We start from the raw sequence: 15,125 nt of genomic DNA on the forward strand, positions 1-15,125 counted from the left end.
ACCGGATGAGAGGAGAGGTAGAGCGTAATGCTAACAATCGCAGGCATAGCTTCACGTCACTCAAAGTCTGATTAGGACCGCTTACAAGACGTATAAACTTGCAATCCGCTTCGGCCGAATTTCGGCCGGAGCGGCCGTTGGAACCTTTGGGTCATAACGTCTCCAAAGTGGTCATAAGCTGACGTCGAACACCGTCAGGCTTCGGGCGCGCATGAGCCCAAGGTGAAGGCGTCGGACTGGAATCGATTGTCAGGCATCGAGCCTCCCAATTATTAGCTTCGCTAGCTCCGAGACAGATTGTCCGTGCATATAAAGCTGCCACAAATTATCTCTGGAATCGTCGAGGAATCGTCCGTCACCTGAAACGAGCAAATCCCGATCATTTCGAACAAACAGAAAAGCGCCCGGATGCTCCTTCATCTTTGCCGTGTAGTCCCTATCCTCCAACTTGCGCTTGATATTGTCGGGATGATTCCAGATTGACAGTTCACCCGCTTCGAACTGTAGCGCAAGATATGCCGCAATTTCAAAGACCAGAACATATGAACTACCCCAACGCTTATGCCGACAGACGATATGAGACTTCGCTGGGATGGCCGGCAGTTCAAAATGTGCGATCGCTTTGCGTATCAGTTCGACCGTCGGAGTACCACGTTGACACTCATCAATCAGCTTTAGCCCATGATCACCTGGACCACCTGTTTGCCAGTTTTCAACATTGCCACCCATCGTAAACCGGCCAAGTGTTTCCGACGCCGTACCGTGTACGCTGCAGGGCACAGAGTTAATTCCTATGCCGTAGTAACCAAGACCCTCGTGAGCAATGACCCAAGGTACCAGCCCGTGCGATGAATAGAACCGTCGGCAAAACTCAGCGGCAAGAAACCACGTGAGACCCCACGAGTTATTCGGATCTTTTAGTTTTCTCCAACATTCAAATTGCGATGACAGTTCCATTTATGCCTAATTTGATTTCTCGAACAATAACGACGATATTGACTTATCCGAATATCGCAAATTATTTCTACAGCCTCAATATGTTACCTAGTTACTAAAAATTGCATAAACGGGCTGAAAAATAAACCTTGGCTATTTGCCACCAAACAGTGAGCCTGAAACTCGGTTCTGCAGATCAGCGTGATCATCGCCTACCGCCGAAGTTTCGAAGTCCGCTTTCTTTAGTGAGTAACACATTTTGGCTAACAATCCTGATGTCCGCTTCGGCCGAAAATCAGACTGAGACTCTACGAAGTCAGCATCTCTGCCAGAGCAGAGATTCAGTTTTTAGATTAGAAAATTGGCATAAACCGAGATTGCTTGGCTGGCTACTTACAACCAATCCAGCCCGATAGCGACCCTGGTTACTCCGTATTCGTAATTTCCTGTATTTTCGAACTCAGAAACTCACAGGGTGAGGTTATGGAAATGAATATAATGACGACTGATGCGATATCAAACTACCTCAAACAAAACTGAAAACCGCCTATCACCTCGCGGCAAAGGGTCACAGCCCAGCTTCAAATTTGATGGCCCATGGCGTTTTAGTGAAAGTGAAATCGAGAAGTAGATTAAAAAAACAGTAAACAGGAAACGCGCATGAACAACGAACAAATCAAGCAGCTGGAAACAGAACTTTGGGGCGCAGCAGATGGTTTGCGTGCTAATTCCAAGCTGACCGCTGCTGAATATAAAGACCCTGTACTGGGGCTAATCCTGCTGCGCTACGCGCAAAACCGATACGATGAAGCCAAGATCGCCATTGAGGCATCCATGCCCGATGGACCGCGTGGTAAGCGTGCCGCTACCCAAGCAGACTTCCTCGCTGCCGGTGCCATGATGTTGCCGGAGAAGTCACAATACGGCCATCTGGCCAACCTGCCTGAAGGCGAAGACATCAACGAGGCCGTCAACGAGGCTATGCGCCTGATTGAGGCCAGCTACGCCGACCTCGCTGGTATTTTGCCAAAGAACTATCAGGAGCTGGATGCAGACCTGTTGCGTGAACTGATCCGCGTCTTCAACAAGGATTCAGTCAAGAAGCTGAAAGGCGATGTGTTCGGGCGGATTTATGAATTCTTCCTGATGAAATTTTCTATGAGCGGCGCAGGCGCACAGGAAGGCGGTGAGTTCTTCACCCCGCCATCACTCGTGCAGCTGATCGTCAATTTCATTGAACCCGACCACGGCATCATCCATGACCCCGCCTGTGGTTCTGGCGGCATGTTCGTCCAGACTGGTCACTTCGTGGAAGACCACAGCAAACGTGCTGTGAACGAAGCAATCAAAGTCTATGGCACCGAGCTAAAATCCAACAACACGCGCCTCGCCAAGATGAACCTTGCCATTCACGGCATCGAAGGAAAAATCATCGAGAGCAACAGCTTCTATTCGGACCCGCACGACCTTGCAGGCAAATGCGATTTCGTGATGGCTAACCCGCCTTTCAACGTCAACAAGGTGGATAAGAACAAAGACTTCGTGAAAACCGACAAGCGCCTATTCAGCGATGTGGGGCTGCCGAAAGCGGATAACGGCAACTATCTGTGGATTCAGTATTTCTACCATTACCTGAATGAAAAAGGCCGCGCTGGGTTCGTTATGGCATCTTCCGCTACCGATGCAGGTGCGAGTGAAAAACTGATCCGTCAGCGGCTGATTGAAACCGGAGCGGTGGATTGCATCGTGGCCGTGGGTAACAATTTCTTCTATACCCGGGCGCTGCCATGCCACCTGTGGTTCCTTGATCGTGGCAAGCGGCCAGAGAACAAACGCAAAATCCTGATGATTGATGCGCGGAACACCTTTCGCCAGATCAACACCACACTGCGCGACTTCTCGCCGGAACAGATGGAAGGCCTGACCACCATTGTGAAGGCCTATCGCGGCGAGGACGTGAGCAAAACCTTCGCCAGCAACCATTGGCTCAAAGAGCATTTCCCCAGTGGCAGCTATGTGGATGTCGAAGGCCTGTGCAAGATTGTGGATGTGGCCGAAGTGGAAGAAAACGACTGGAGCCTCACACCGGGGCGCTATGTGGGCTATCCCATCGAACTGGATGAAGGATTCGATTACACCGCACGCCTTGGCGAAATTCACAGCGAGCTTGCTACGCTGAATGGTGAGGCCGCCACCCTGATGCAGCAAATCCTTAAGGGGGCGGCATGATGTGGGAAACAAAGACTTTTGAGGAACTATACTTAGAGCCGTCACGAAACGGCATTTACAAGCCTAAAGAGTTCCATGGCAGAGGTTGCAAGATTGTGAATATGGGCGAGTTATTCGCCTATGATTTTGTTGGTCAACAAGACATGAAGCGTGTTGAACTAAACGAAAAAGAATTAGTACGCGATACTCTCAAAGATGGCGATATTTTATTTGGTAGAAGATCGCTTGTAGAATCGGGAGCAGGCAAATCTTCTATCGTAAAAAATCTTAATGAACCCACCACTTACGAATCCTCAGTTATCCGATTGCGACTCAATAAAAAACATTCCAACCCATATTTTTATTATTATTGGCTTCTATCTCCCTCTGGCAAAGGGGCGATAGCCTCAATCGTTACTGGTGCAAATGTAAAAGGCATAAAAAGCAGCGATCTCAAGAATATCGTTGTTCCTACACCAACACTGCCCACCCAAAATAAAATCGTTGGGATTCTTTCAGCGTATGATGATTTGATCGAGAACAACCTTAAGCGGATTAAGCTGCTCGAAGAAATGGCGCAGATCACCTATGAAGAGTGGTTTGTACGCCTCCGCTTCCCCGGCTACGAATCCATCCCCATCAATCCCGAAACCGGTCTACCGGAGGGGTGGTCTAAGACAAGATTGGGGGAAATGTGTACGCTCACCATGGGGCAAAGTCCAAAATCAGAGTTTTACAATTTTCAAGGAAAAGGCCTTCCATTCCATCAAGGTGTAAAAGACTACGGGGAGCGATTCCCTACAAACGCCTGTTGGAGCACAAGCGGCTCCCGTTATGCTGAGCGCGGAGATATTTTATTCAGCGTTCGCGCACCTGTCGGCAGGCTAAATATTGCACTTGAAAAAATGATTCTTGGGCGCGGACTTGCCGCTATTAGACACAAAGAAAATGCTCAAGGCTTCTTGTATTGCCTGCTGAAAAAACAGTTCTTTGAAGAAGATATGATGGGGGGCGGAGCAATTTTTAACTCCGTGACCAAAAACGATATGCACCGCATTGAGGTGGTTGCACCATCGCCAGCCATACTCAACGATTTTAATCAAATCGTTGAGGCTACAGACCGCCAGATTGAGATTCTACATTTCCAGAATGTCCGCCTGCGCGAAGCACGCGATATTCTGCTGCCGCGCCTGATGACCGGCGTGATCGACGCGGAAAGCTATGACCCCGCCCAATTGCTGAAGGAGGCTGCATGAGTTACGAATACTCCGAAGATGGGTTGGTAGAAGCCGCAACGCAGGAAGTGCTGGAGGTCTTGGGCTGGAAAGTAGTTACTGCGTGGAAGAAAGAAGCCTTCGGCGATGAAGGGCTGCTGGGGCGTACCAATAAATCGGAAGTAATTCTGAAGCGCCACCTCCGCGCTGCACTCACGAAGCTAAACCCCAACCTGCCGGATGTGGCCTACACCCACGCCGTCGACCAGATCATCGAAAAAGCAGCCGATAAAACCCTTGGGCAAATCAACAAGGAAAAGCACACACTGCTCACCAAGGGCGTGCAGGTATCGTTCCGCAATGCCAAGGGTGAGATGGAATCCAAGCGCCTGCGCGTATTTGATTTTGAAAAGCCGCTGGAGAATGAATTCCTCGCCGTGCGTCAGTTTGAGGTGGTTGGCGAACTCTATAACCGCCGCCCGGATGTGGTGGGATTTGTGAATGGCGTTCCGCTGGTGTTCTTTGAACTGAAAGCGCACCACACCGACCTTGCCGCTGCCTACAATGACAACCTGCGCGATTATAAAGACACCATTCCGGCCATTTTCCACTGCAACGGTTTTATCATCCTGAGCAATGGCACCGATGCCAAGCTGGGAACCGTTACCAGTCCCTATAAGTTCTTCCTCGACTGGAAGCGCATTGAGGAAGAGGAAGAAGGCGTGGTGAGTTTGGATACCATTCTGCGCGGCACCTGCGACCGCGCACGGCTGCTGGATTTGTTCGAGAACTTCCTGCTATTCGATGGCGAAGGCGGCGATGTGGTCAAAATCATGGCCAAAAACCACCAGTTCATTGGTGTGAATAAGGTTGTGGCGCAGGCGCGGAATATCGAAGAATTAAAGGGAAAGCTGGGTGTGTTCTGGCACACCCAAGGTTCGGGAAAATCCTATTCGATGGTGTTTCTGTGCCAGAAAATCCACCGTAAGTTCGGCGGTTCTTATACCTTCCTGATCGTGGTTGACCGCACCGAACTGGAAAATCAGCTCTATGACACCTTCACCGGCTGCGGTGCGGTGACAGAAGAAAATATCCGCGCTAAAGGCCGTGATGATCTGCGCCGGTTACTGTCAGAAAATCACCGCTATGTGTTCACGCTGATTCATAAGTTTTCCATCGACCCTAAACTGGAAAGTGAATATCCGCTGATTACCGACCGCAGCAATATCATCGTGATTTCGGATGAAGCGCACCGCACCCAAGGCGGAAAATTCGCACAGAACATGCGCTTCAACGGCATCCCCAATGCCTCGTATCTTGGCTTTACCGGCACGCCGATCATCAAGGAAGAACTGGAGCTCACCAAGAATATCTTTGGGGAATACATATCCGTGTACGACTTCAAACGGGCTATTGAGGATGGAGCTACGCTGCCGCTGCGCTACCTGAACCGTGGGGAAAAGCTGGGCATTGAAAACCCACAGCTGGATGAACGCATGGCGGAAATTATAGAAAGCGAAGAGCTCGACGACGATCAACGCGCCAAGCTGCAACGCGAGTTTGCGCGGGATTACCCCATCCTGACATCCGAAGCACGGCTGGATGCAATTGCCAAAGATTTGGTATGGCACTTTAACGAACGTGGCTATCAGGGTAAAGCGATGTTCGTTGCGCTGGATAAGCCAACCGCTGTGCGGATGTATAACCTGGTTATGAAGCATTGGCCAGAGTATATAGCCGAACTGCAAAAGCGCATTGCACATTGCCAAGACCAGCAGGAAGAATTAAAGCTTCGCCACCACCTAAAGCGCGTAGAGGAGACTGAAGTTTGCGTGGTGGTTAGCAGCGAGCAGAACGAAGTAGCCAAATTCCGCGCTATGGGGCTGGAGATTGAGCAGCACCGCAAGAAAATGGTTGAGCGCGATCTAGAAATAGAATTCAAGGATGATGAAAATCCGTTCCGTCTCGCCTTTGTATGTGCCATGTGGATCACAGGCTTCGATGCGCCATGCGTTTCCACTGTGTATCTTGATAAGCCAATCAAAGGCCACACGCTAATGCAGACCATCGCCCGTGCAAACAGGGTGTATGACGACGAAAAAGAGAATGGCCTGATTGTTGATTACGGCAATGTGTACCGCAAACTAGAAGAAGCCTATGCCGTTTATGGTGAGGGCGAGAATAAAGGTGGAAAGAATACCGGCGGTGAAGATAGCGAAGCCCCGATAAGCCCTGCGGAGCGCCTAGAGGGGCTTGCGGTAGAACTGGCAGCTACTATTGGAGCTGTAAAACAATGTTTGCTGAATTTAGAGTTTGAACTGGACGGGCTGGTCAATGCTAAAAGCCCAATAGAAAAGCTAGGGCTTATCCAAAAAGCCATGAACTGCGTCTGTTTAAATGAAAAAACACGCACTGAGTTTGAATTCTCAGCACGAGACGTGTTCCGCAAATACAAAGCCCTTTACCCCGAAGAGCAGATTAAGCCCTTCGTCAAAGAACATAATGCGATTGAAGCAATCTATGCGCAGCTAAATCAGAAGGTCAAAGGAGCTGACATCACCGCTGTCATCCGCCGCCTCCAACAGGAAGTGGATATGAGTATTACGGTGGCAGGCTCATCCGGCAGCGATGATGATTTCGTGGATTTGAGCAAGCTCGACTTCGACAAACTGCGTCAGGCTTTCCAAAAATCGGACAATAAGAATCTGGTGGTGTTCGACCTCCAGGAAGCTATCGAGCTCAAGCTGGAAAGCATGGTGCAGCAGAATCCTCTGCGGCTAGAATTTTACGAAAAATACAAAGCAATCATTGATGATTACAACAATGGGAAAGACCTGCAGGCGGTGCAGAAGGCCTTCGATGAACTTCAGGGCTTTATGCAGGAGCTTTCCGAAGAAGAATCCCGCGCCCTTGCTGAAGGATTAGATCAGGAAACACTGGCCATCTTCGACCTGCTTCGTAAGCCTGAGCTCTCCAAAAAAGAGGAAGAAGAGGTCAAGCAAGTTGCGATCAAAACGCTTTCTACGCTTAAAGAAGAGAAGCTGAGAGTCGAACGCTGGCGAGAGAGTACGCAAGTTGCAGCGCAGGTAAAAACCATCATTTTTGATAATTTACAATGGCTTCCACAGAAGGCCTATGCCGATCGAGAGGTTAATGAACGCTCAGACCGAGTTTATCAGCATATCTACAGCACCTATCCTGGCTATAGCTCACCCCGGGCACAGGGGAGCAGAATATGAGCCTACTAGGGTCATATCCTGGTGGGTTTTATAACACTGGTATGCAGGCAAACTGGCGCAGTTAACTCGATCGAACATTGGATTCATAATTTCAATCAATTACTGCAGCGCTATTGACTATTTGCTCGAACCTCTCGGCGATGGCGAGCACTGCTTCAAGCTCCGCAACCTCCCCGAAAACCATTCCCGACCTAGCCGTATTGTCCTTGGTGATTGCATCCTGCATCGCGGGTCTGGGCGCCAGCGTGAACGTGCCGGAGATCGCAGTAGTGAGCGCTAAATCCGAACTATCAAACAACAGCCGCGTATTATGCGCGTAATTTACCGCTAACGCGTAGTCGGTTTGTTAATCGTATACCGACCCGGCCTGCATTAGCTGATGTACGCCGTAGCAATGGCGCGAAACACGTTGCCCGCCATGACGCGATTTATCTCGACGGTTGTGACGTTGCTCAAGGTCAGATTTAGGTCGGACAGTTCATATGCCACGTAGGACGGCACCGTAGAAGAGACATACAAATCCCCTTGCAAGCGATACTTGAGAGGCTGAATTGAGTTACTTGCGTGACATACCCCCTCTTGCTGGGGGTTTCGTTGGGATGGTTTGTCCAGTAATATTTGGGTTAATTGCGGTTTTTTTCAAACCTGATCCCAAGCCTTTGTTGAAGTGATTCTTGTTGGAACACTTCGTAGACGAAAGTCATGGCTGGCGTGTGTACTTTTAAGGCGCATTGCAATTGCTTTTTGGTGGACCTTTTTTGGGTCTGAATCATGCAATTTTAGTGAGCTTTTAAATGCCTAAACTCCACATCTTGCCCCCTGAGGGCACTCTGCAGTATCAGCGTAATGTTTCCTTTGAAGATCAAGTCGGTTCTTGGCTGTTGAAAAGCGGTTGGCAGGTCTTTTATCCAAAATCGGATCATGGGCACAAGACTGATTTGGTGGTTTCGAACGGCCCTAACTTTTACCGCATTCAAGTCAAAACATTGGTGAAGCCTGATTGCAACCAGGTGGTGCAAAACAAATGGCAAGGATCTTTAGTGGACTATGTCATTTACTTTGTTCATGACAAGGGTTTTGGGTATGTGGTGCGGGCTTTTGAGAACTCACAGATGGTTTTGAGTCGAACCAGTCATGTTCGGTTTAATGCGAGTGACGTTGACTTCTGCCGGGCGTTTCAGAAGATCTGATGGGACTGGGCTCTTGTTGAGCGTAGTTGGGTTGTCTGAGGGTTTAAGGAATGTTGAGCTACCCGGATGGGCTGGGCTTTCGCACCACGCGAATAGCCTTAGCCCTTTACGCCGGTCTCGCTCCATTCGGGCGTCAATCCCTTGTCCCGAGTGCAAGGGGACAACACCCAGCGGTAATGTCCAATGTCCTGCTTTGCAGGGTTTGTAATGAATGACTTTGGACGGCGCAATCCAACGCTGAAATAGCCCCGTACCCCCCTTTGTCAAAAGTTGTGTGTTCGTTTAGAACTCAGGAGTTTCTTTTTCTATCAACACGTTAGAAACCTGCAAAAAGTTAAAAATTTCTTCGATTTTGGCACTTGCGCGAATGAAGACTTTTGCTAACTTGAATTTACCCCGCTGATCTTTTGCGGGATTTTTCAAGAGAGGAAAAGTATGAGTACAGAGTATCTAACCACCGCCGAACTCGCCGGGCGGCTCAAATACGATGAGCGAACCATCCGTGAAAAACTCATGGATTCTGTGTTGCTTGAGGGCGTGCATTATCTGCGTCCGTTTGGACGTCGCAAGATTCTTTTTATCTGGCAAGCCATTGAAGAGGATTTGAGCAAGGGCACAAAATTCTCAGTGCCCATGGCCAACGGAGGTGTTCTCCATGGCTAGCATTCGCACCCGGAAACAGACCGGAAAACTGTACCTGGACTTTTATTTTGATGGTGCGCGTTACAGGGAGCAAACCGCCCTGCCCGACACACCAGAGAACCGCACCAAGCTCGGTAAGCTTGCAGACAAACTTGAGCGTGAAATTGCCCGAGGCAAATTCAACTACGCCGAGTTCTTTGGCAAACCCGCAAAGGAACCGCGTGTAAAGGCCTCTGATGCGTATCCACGAGGTGGTGCTCATCAATCTGGATCTGGCGTGCAATCGGCCCGTCAGGAGAACTCAGCTGCGGCGCAAACGCCCACTTTCGCGGAGTTTCTTGATATCTGGCGAAATGAAAACTTCGTGCAGTTTCGAAAGAGCTACCAAAGAACCGTGGATGACATCTTCAAGGCCCACTTGGTGCCCAAGTTTGGGAATACGAGGGTCGGAGACATTCGACGGGAAGACCTTTTAACCTTTCGCTCAGTCCTCGCCAAAGCACCGGGGCGTAAAGGTTTAACGATGTCTCCCAAGCGGGTTAACGCAATCATGGCTCTGATGAGTCAGATTATGAGTGAAGCCTCCGACCGGTATCACTTTACCAATCCCTACCAAAACATCAAGTCACTTCGCTTGCGCAAACCCGATGTGGAGCCTTTTACTCTGCAAGAGGTGAACCTGATTCTGAACACGGTGCGTGAAGACATGCGCAATTACTACATTGTGCGTTTTTTCACGGGCATGCGCACGGGCGAAATCGATGGCCTGAAATGGAAGTACGTTGATTTGGAACGTCGCCAAATTCTGATCCGCTCAACCATTGTGGCTGGAATCGAGGAAGAAGACGGCAAGACCTACGACTCCATTCGGGATATTGAGATCTCGGAAGTCGTGTGCCAGGCCCTGAAAAGACAGCGGCTTGTGACGTTTCGTAAGAGTGACTACGTCTTTTGCAACAGCGTGGGCCAACCTCTAGACCACAACAACGTGACCAAGCGGGTGTGGTATCCCCTACTTCGCCACCTTGGGCTTACACGCCGGCGCCCGTACGTCACCCGCCACACAGCGGCTACTTTGTGGCTTGCCGCAGGCGAAAACCCGCTTTGGATTGCCAGACAGTTGGGGCACAGCTCAACCGAGATGCTTTACAAGGTCTACGGTCGGTTCGTTCCCAACCTGACACGCCTTGATGGCTCGGCTTTTGATCGACTGCTGGCCACTAACACCAACATTGGTGAACTGGGTAACGCTTTGCAACTGGAGGTGAAAAATGGGTAAGTCCAGTTTTTTTGGTGAAACAACCACCGCAGTGCAAGGGATTGTCACGGGATCATGGGTCAGTGAGTTTGAACACGATGGCCAAGTTAGCTATTGCTTGCAAACTGAAATCTACGATTCTTGGCACGTTCATTATTTTCATGTGTACACCTTGGTACCCGCAAAAAGAATAGAAGTGGGACGATTCGTACTGATTCACCCTTTGGGCAAGAAACGGAACGTTGATCAACTGTGCGACACCGAGGCGATTTTCAATGAAACCCACTTCGGTATCGAACACAATCCTTTTGATTTCTTGCCCGCAAGGACTAAGGAGCAGCAAAAGACCAAAGGATTGTTAGTCTGGGCCTACTCCCATCTTCCAGCAGAGTTGAAAGAGGTCGTCACACGGGTCATTCATTTAAGACCGGATCTTTTTGTATCCTCTCTCGCGAATGCGGGCTTGCTTCAGTTAATCAGCGAAACCAGTGAAAAACACTCGAAACGGGTGCCTTCTCGAATGGCGTCAGAAGATGACGAGATTTCAGTGGAATCGCAGTTAATCCACTGCGCACCAATCGCGGCCTTTTTGCAGACGTTTTGCAAATCCAACCGAAACTTTTGCACTGGATGGCCTGAAGGTGTTCGGGCTTCTTTCCCCGGGTTTTGGGAGTTCAGCAAACTGCGACCTGGTGATGAGGGATTGCTAGAAGACGCGCGGGAGCTAATGTTGTTGGTTGGACAGATCCTCGAGGCGCATGGTTTTCAGAAGGTTCCAGATTTTATTCGGACCAATGAAAAGTACTTTTTGATGGCTGCTTTTGATCGACGCAGGGAATGCTGATCACATAGGCGCTAGCGGTGCTTGCAGTTCCCCACAGGAGACACATTTCAGTGGGGATTTTTTCTTTCTGGAAGCGGAATTGGAAATAAGTTAGAAAACCTCTGATTGTGGGGCTCGGTAATTTTCTGATGGACGATGGAAAGCAGATCGCATAATATAAATACTGTTTTTATATACAGCACTTAATTATGCTCTTTAACCTCACTTTACTTCGCGAACGCGGCAAACGCTTGGAATCACCCTCGGTAATTCATGATGATGGGGTGATCAAAAGCAACCACGATGGCAAATTCATGTCTTTGAGCGTGAATTCCTACTACGGCGGGGTGAGTCGAGCTCCAGGCCTTTATGAAGCCAAACTAATGAAATTCAATGCTGATGAAATCGTATTCCTAGGCTTCGAAACGGTGGAGGGGCGAGCCTATGTCCAAGAATGGCGATTGACGCCCTCGAAGGTGTCATCAACCTGGCATGTCGTAAAAAGTGAGGAGGTGCCAACGCATTACACCCAGCGGTTAATGGGTGCATAGATAGTATTAACTATCTATCAACCGCTCGAGAGTGACCTTCTTTATTTCAAGTCTCCCATGAATTTCCCTGAGCGCGACAAGACAAATAAACTGTGCAGGTTGCTGGCTGCGTAAATATGGTTCAAAACGATCAAGGTAATCTGCATCTTCATCCAGCAGATTGGTTGGGCGAAATCCCACCTCAAATTCACCTTGGTTCACAAGTACAGGATTGGACTTATCCCAAATAGCAGACTCAACAACAACTGATTCGCGACCTTTATATTTCACTTTTGCTTGAAAGCGCATTTGGTAATAAACCACTGGAACATCAGTCCTGCGACCATTCATTCTGTAATTGTCTATTAAGACCTGCCTGAGGTCGGGGGAGTCCATCATGGTTCGAACTATCGACAGTGTTCGATATTCTTGTGGTGACAGTGATGTTTGCGGCTTAACTTCCCCTGCTTTAAGTAACGCCTCCATCATCACGGGTATTTTGCGAAGTTCTTCTAAGCAACTTTTTAAAATGGGATCAAGTTTCTCGGTGCGCTGATCATCAAATGGCAATTGATATTGTCTCGCCCAGATGAGCATTGGTTGGTAAAACACCTCATTTCGTTGCGTGCGATCATTCAATCGACTTTGCAGTGACCCCGTAATATCGAGCTCTGGGATAGCTGCGAATATTGGAGACAATAGGTTCTTCACTTTTTGATGAATCTTTTCGTATTCCAAAATGTGTAGCTCGGGAATGTAACGCTCAATTCGCATCCCCCAATACCAATTCAAAGGTATTTCGATTCTTTCAGCCGAACGCTTCACAATCCACCTCTCTGACGAAGGTCCCATACAACGATCTGGCAAAAAAAGGCTGCCTGGACGCAAACACCAATTGCCGCCCTGTTGCCACTTCTTGATCTCTTTTCCGTAACGCTGCCAACCAGTGATTTGTTTTCGCTATTGAATGCAGTGGAAGTTGATCGCAAATCTGGCTTGTACACATGTAGCCGGACCTGCTTTCTTCCGCTGCCTTTGCAATAACTCACCCGAGGCACGCTGAGATAGGTGTATCTGAACAAATTGATCAGCTGATCACTGTCAGATCTAGGAACAAGCACTCCGATCTCGAAACTGCATTGCCCTGGTTCAACACCTGAAGTTTTAAGAAAATCTATGAGTCTCTTTACACGTGGATCACTTAATGGAAGTACAACATTTTTCGATGTGAAGATTTCGCGTAAGTAAAAATAGTCCTCGTTCCTGTTAAAACTGCCAGCATTCAATGCGAGCAGCATAGCGTTAGTAATGTGACGAAAACCAGGACTGAACGCTTTCTTCAAGTGAGTGGAATAACTCAAAACATCTGGATTCCACGCAGAGACTGACTCGAACCGACCGTACCCCGCGAGTACCCAGTAAATTCGATCAAACATCTCTCGATCAAAGCCAAACTGCTGAACGAGATTTGCACGATCGATAACGCCGTTGTGTGTGAATACACACACTAGTTTGAAAATATCGACTGGGATCAAATCCGCTATTTTCCTCGTCTTCGGCCATATGTCCTGAAATACAGGAAATTGAAGTACGCTTTGATCAAAGGGTGGTACCGCTTTGTTTAGCTCGTGTCCATAAATCATTCGCGCATGTGATTGACCTACAAATACACCTCGGGAATTTCCTCGTCTGACTGTCGATTTGTAGGTGTTGATGCTCGCAGCGCTCAACCACATTCGCAGCTCAAAAGACGGTAAACACTCACGCGGGATCAAGCCCCATAGGTTTCGCGCAGCCTGGACAATCAAATGATCTGCACAGTGTGTGTAGGTTGACCACGACGTTTCATAGCTCAAATGACCCAAATCGGCTACAAGCGCGAAAACTGGATTGGGCTGCTGGAGATATCGAGAGTGGCCACTGAAAAGCTGCCAAAACTCAGATGTCACTTTTGAATGCGAAAGCCAGTGATAGCGCGCTGTTGTATCGCCAGTCACCTGTTTTAAAATGCCATTTATTTTTGAGACAAACGCTGATTTCCGGTACACGTCATCCGTCTCGTAATTTCCCCAGAGCGATACTTTGCTGCCTGCTTTGTCAACATCGATTCGATGTCGCAAAAACTCTACGATTAGATCCGCATTCTCCAAGGGAATTCGTACGGTTCTCTCGCCTGCATCGGATTTACTGCGACGAATCCTGAGCAAAAGTGCGGCTTCCAATTTTGATATTTGAAAGTCTCTTATCTTTAGCGCTAGAAGTTCACTGATCCTCAATCTGACCAAGGTTGATAGTACGAAAGCGATTGTGCAATTGACCGAAAGGGTTCGGTCAGGAATCAAGCGAGCTTGCCGAGATGCTTCATGAATCTCACATGGCCAAACAATCTCTGCTTCCGTCATGCCCTGATAAGGTGACATTTCAGCAATGTCCGTTTCGACAGAATGGATTTCCAATAAGTAGGTTTTAAATACATCCATGGCAGCATTAAGCTGTTGTGCGGACGACCCAGCAATATCGGACAAGATTGGAATATTGTGAAATTCCATGTGTTGAGTTAAAAACTCATCGATTGTCAACTGGGGATTAATGCTCTCAAACAGGTAACGGAAAACTAGGCGCGAGTATTGTTCTATGGTCGATGGCTTAAGTTTTGATTTGAAACGCGAACCAAAAGTGATCAAATACCGAACCCAATCAACGTACAAATAAGCAACAGTGTCAAGATCAAGTAGATGCAAAATTGAGGTGTCGATTTGAAGAAGGATTGCATTTGTAGAAATCACCCCTTTAACTTGCTCCTTTAGCCAATTTTGTAACTGGCGAGCGAACCACCAACGAGATGTATCACTCTCAGGATTCAGCTGCTCCTGGCGTTGCAGGTCCTGAGTTTCATCTGGCTCAACCTTTGGTGTGACATGAGTTCGAGTGGCGCGCTCCAGAACCCTCTTATCTAGGCAAGCGTAATCAACAAAACCTGCGATTGACGAGAATATTAGGGGTGGCAAGTACTGCTTGATTAAGAGTGCAAATGCGCCAGTAAAGCTCTCTCCGCTGTTCTCACCCCAAAACCATCTATCAATAA

At 48.5% G+C, this 15,125-nt stretch carries 11 protein-coding genes; 8 read left to right on the forward strand and 3 right to left on the reverse strand.

Annotation, left to right across the window (positions count from 1 at the left end; all coding sequences use genetic code 11):
* Positions 1-249 precede the first annotated feature (249 nt).
* Positions 250-957 carry a hypothetical protein gene (locus BSZ31_RS15210; protein WP_105029449.1) on the reverse strand — a complete coding sequence of 236 codons (708 nt, stop codon included), beginning with the start codon at positions 955-957 and terminating at the stop codon, positions 250-252.
* A gap of 639 nt (positions 958-1,596) precedes the next feature.
* Between BSZ31_RS15210 and BSZ31_RS15215 the strand changes: the two genes are divergently transcribed.
* From BSZ31_RS15215 to BSZ31_RS15255, 8 genes are all read left to right on the forward strand, one after another.
* On the forward strand, positions 1,597-3,165 hold the full coding sequence (locus tag BSZ31_RS15215; RefSeq protein ID WP_105029450.1) for a class I SAM-dependent DNA methyltransferase: 1,569 nt from the start codon (positions 1,597-1,599) through the stop codon (positions 3,163-3,165).
* The gene (locus tag BSZ31_RS15220) at positions 3,162-4,400 is read left to right on the forward strand and encodes a restriction endonuclease subunit S (protein WP_105029451.1); all 1,239 of its coding nucleotides are present in this window, start codon (positions 3,162-3,164) and stop codon (positions 4,398-4,400) included. The genes BSZ31_RS15215 and BSZ31_RS15220 overlap by 4 nt, the downstream gene beginning before the upstream one ends.
* Positions 4,397-7,597, forward strand: coding sequence for a type I restriction endonuclease subunit R (locus tag BSZ31_RS15225; RefSeq protein ID WP_105029452.1), 3,201 nt, complete (start codon positions 4,397-4,399; stop codon positions 7,595-7,597). Before BSZ31_RS15220 ends, BSZ31_RS15225 begins: the two co-directional genes overlap by 4 nt.
* Before the next feature lie 794 nt (positions 7,598-8,391).
* Entirely contained in the window at positions 8,392-8,787 is a 396-nt protein-coding gene (locus BSZ31_RS15235) for a group I intron-associated PD-(D/E)XK endonuclease (RefSeq protein ID WP_146106720.1), read from the forward strand.
* A 435-nt stretch (positions 8,788-9,222) separates the two neighbouring features.
* Positions 9,223-9,450, forward strand: coding sequence for a hypothetical protein (locus tag BSZ31_RS15240; RefSeq protein WP_008248771.1), 228 nt, complete (start codon positions 9,223-9,225; stop codon positions 9,448-9,450).
* Positions 9,443-10,708, forward strand: a complete 1,266-nt coding sequence (locus BSZ31_RS15245; RefSeq protein ID WP_105029455.1) for a tyrosine-type recombinase/integrase — start codon at positions 9,443-9,445, stop codon at positions 10,706-10,708. Before BSZ31_RS15240 ends, BSZ31_RS15245 begins: the two co-directional genes overlap by 8 nt.
* A complete protein-coding gene (locus BSZ31_RS15250) occupies positions 10,701-11,531 on the forward strand; it encodes a hypothetical protein (RefSeq protein ID WP_105029456.1) in 831 nt (276 codons plus the stop codon). Before BSZ31_RS15245 ends, BSZ31_RS15250 begins: the two co-directional genes overlap by 8 nt.
* Before the next feature lie 188 nt (positions 11,532-11,719).
* Positions 11,720-12,061 (forward strand): hypothetical protein, encoded by a 342-nt coding sequence (locus BSZ31_RS15255; RefSeq protein WP_105029457.1) that lies wholly within the window; start codon positions 11,720-11,722, stop codon positions 12,059-12,061.
* Between the two features lie 6 nt (positions 12,062-12,067).
* On the opposite strand, the gene BSZ31_RS15260 is transcribed toward BSZ31_RS15255, so the two are convergent.
* Together BSZ31_RS15260 and BSZ31_RS15265 are read right to left on the reverse strand one after the other, a co-directional pair.
* Positions 12,068-12,865, reverse strand: coding sequence for a hypothetical protein (locus BSZ31_RS15260; RefSeq protein ID WP_146106721.1), 798 nt, complete (start codon positions 12,863-12,865; stop codon positions 12,068-12,070).
* Positions 12,862-15,125: site-specific integrase (locus BSZ31_RS15265; RefSeq protein ID WP_168427014.1), on the reverse strand; the 2,264-nt coding region annotated here is incomplete at its 5' end. The genes BSZ31_RS15260 and BSZ31_RS15265, both read right to left, overlap by 4 nt.

The organism is Limnobacter sp. SAORIC-690, from assembly GCF_002954425.1.
Classification (GTDB): domain Bacteria; phylum Pseudomonadota; class Gammaproteobacteria; order Burkholderiales; family Burkholderiaceae_B; genus Limnobacter; species Limnobacter profundi.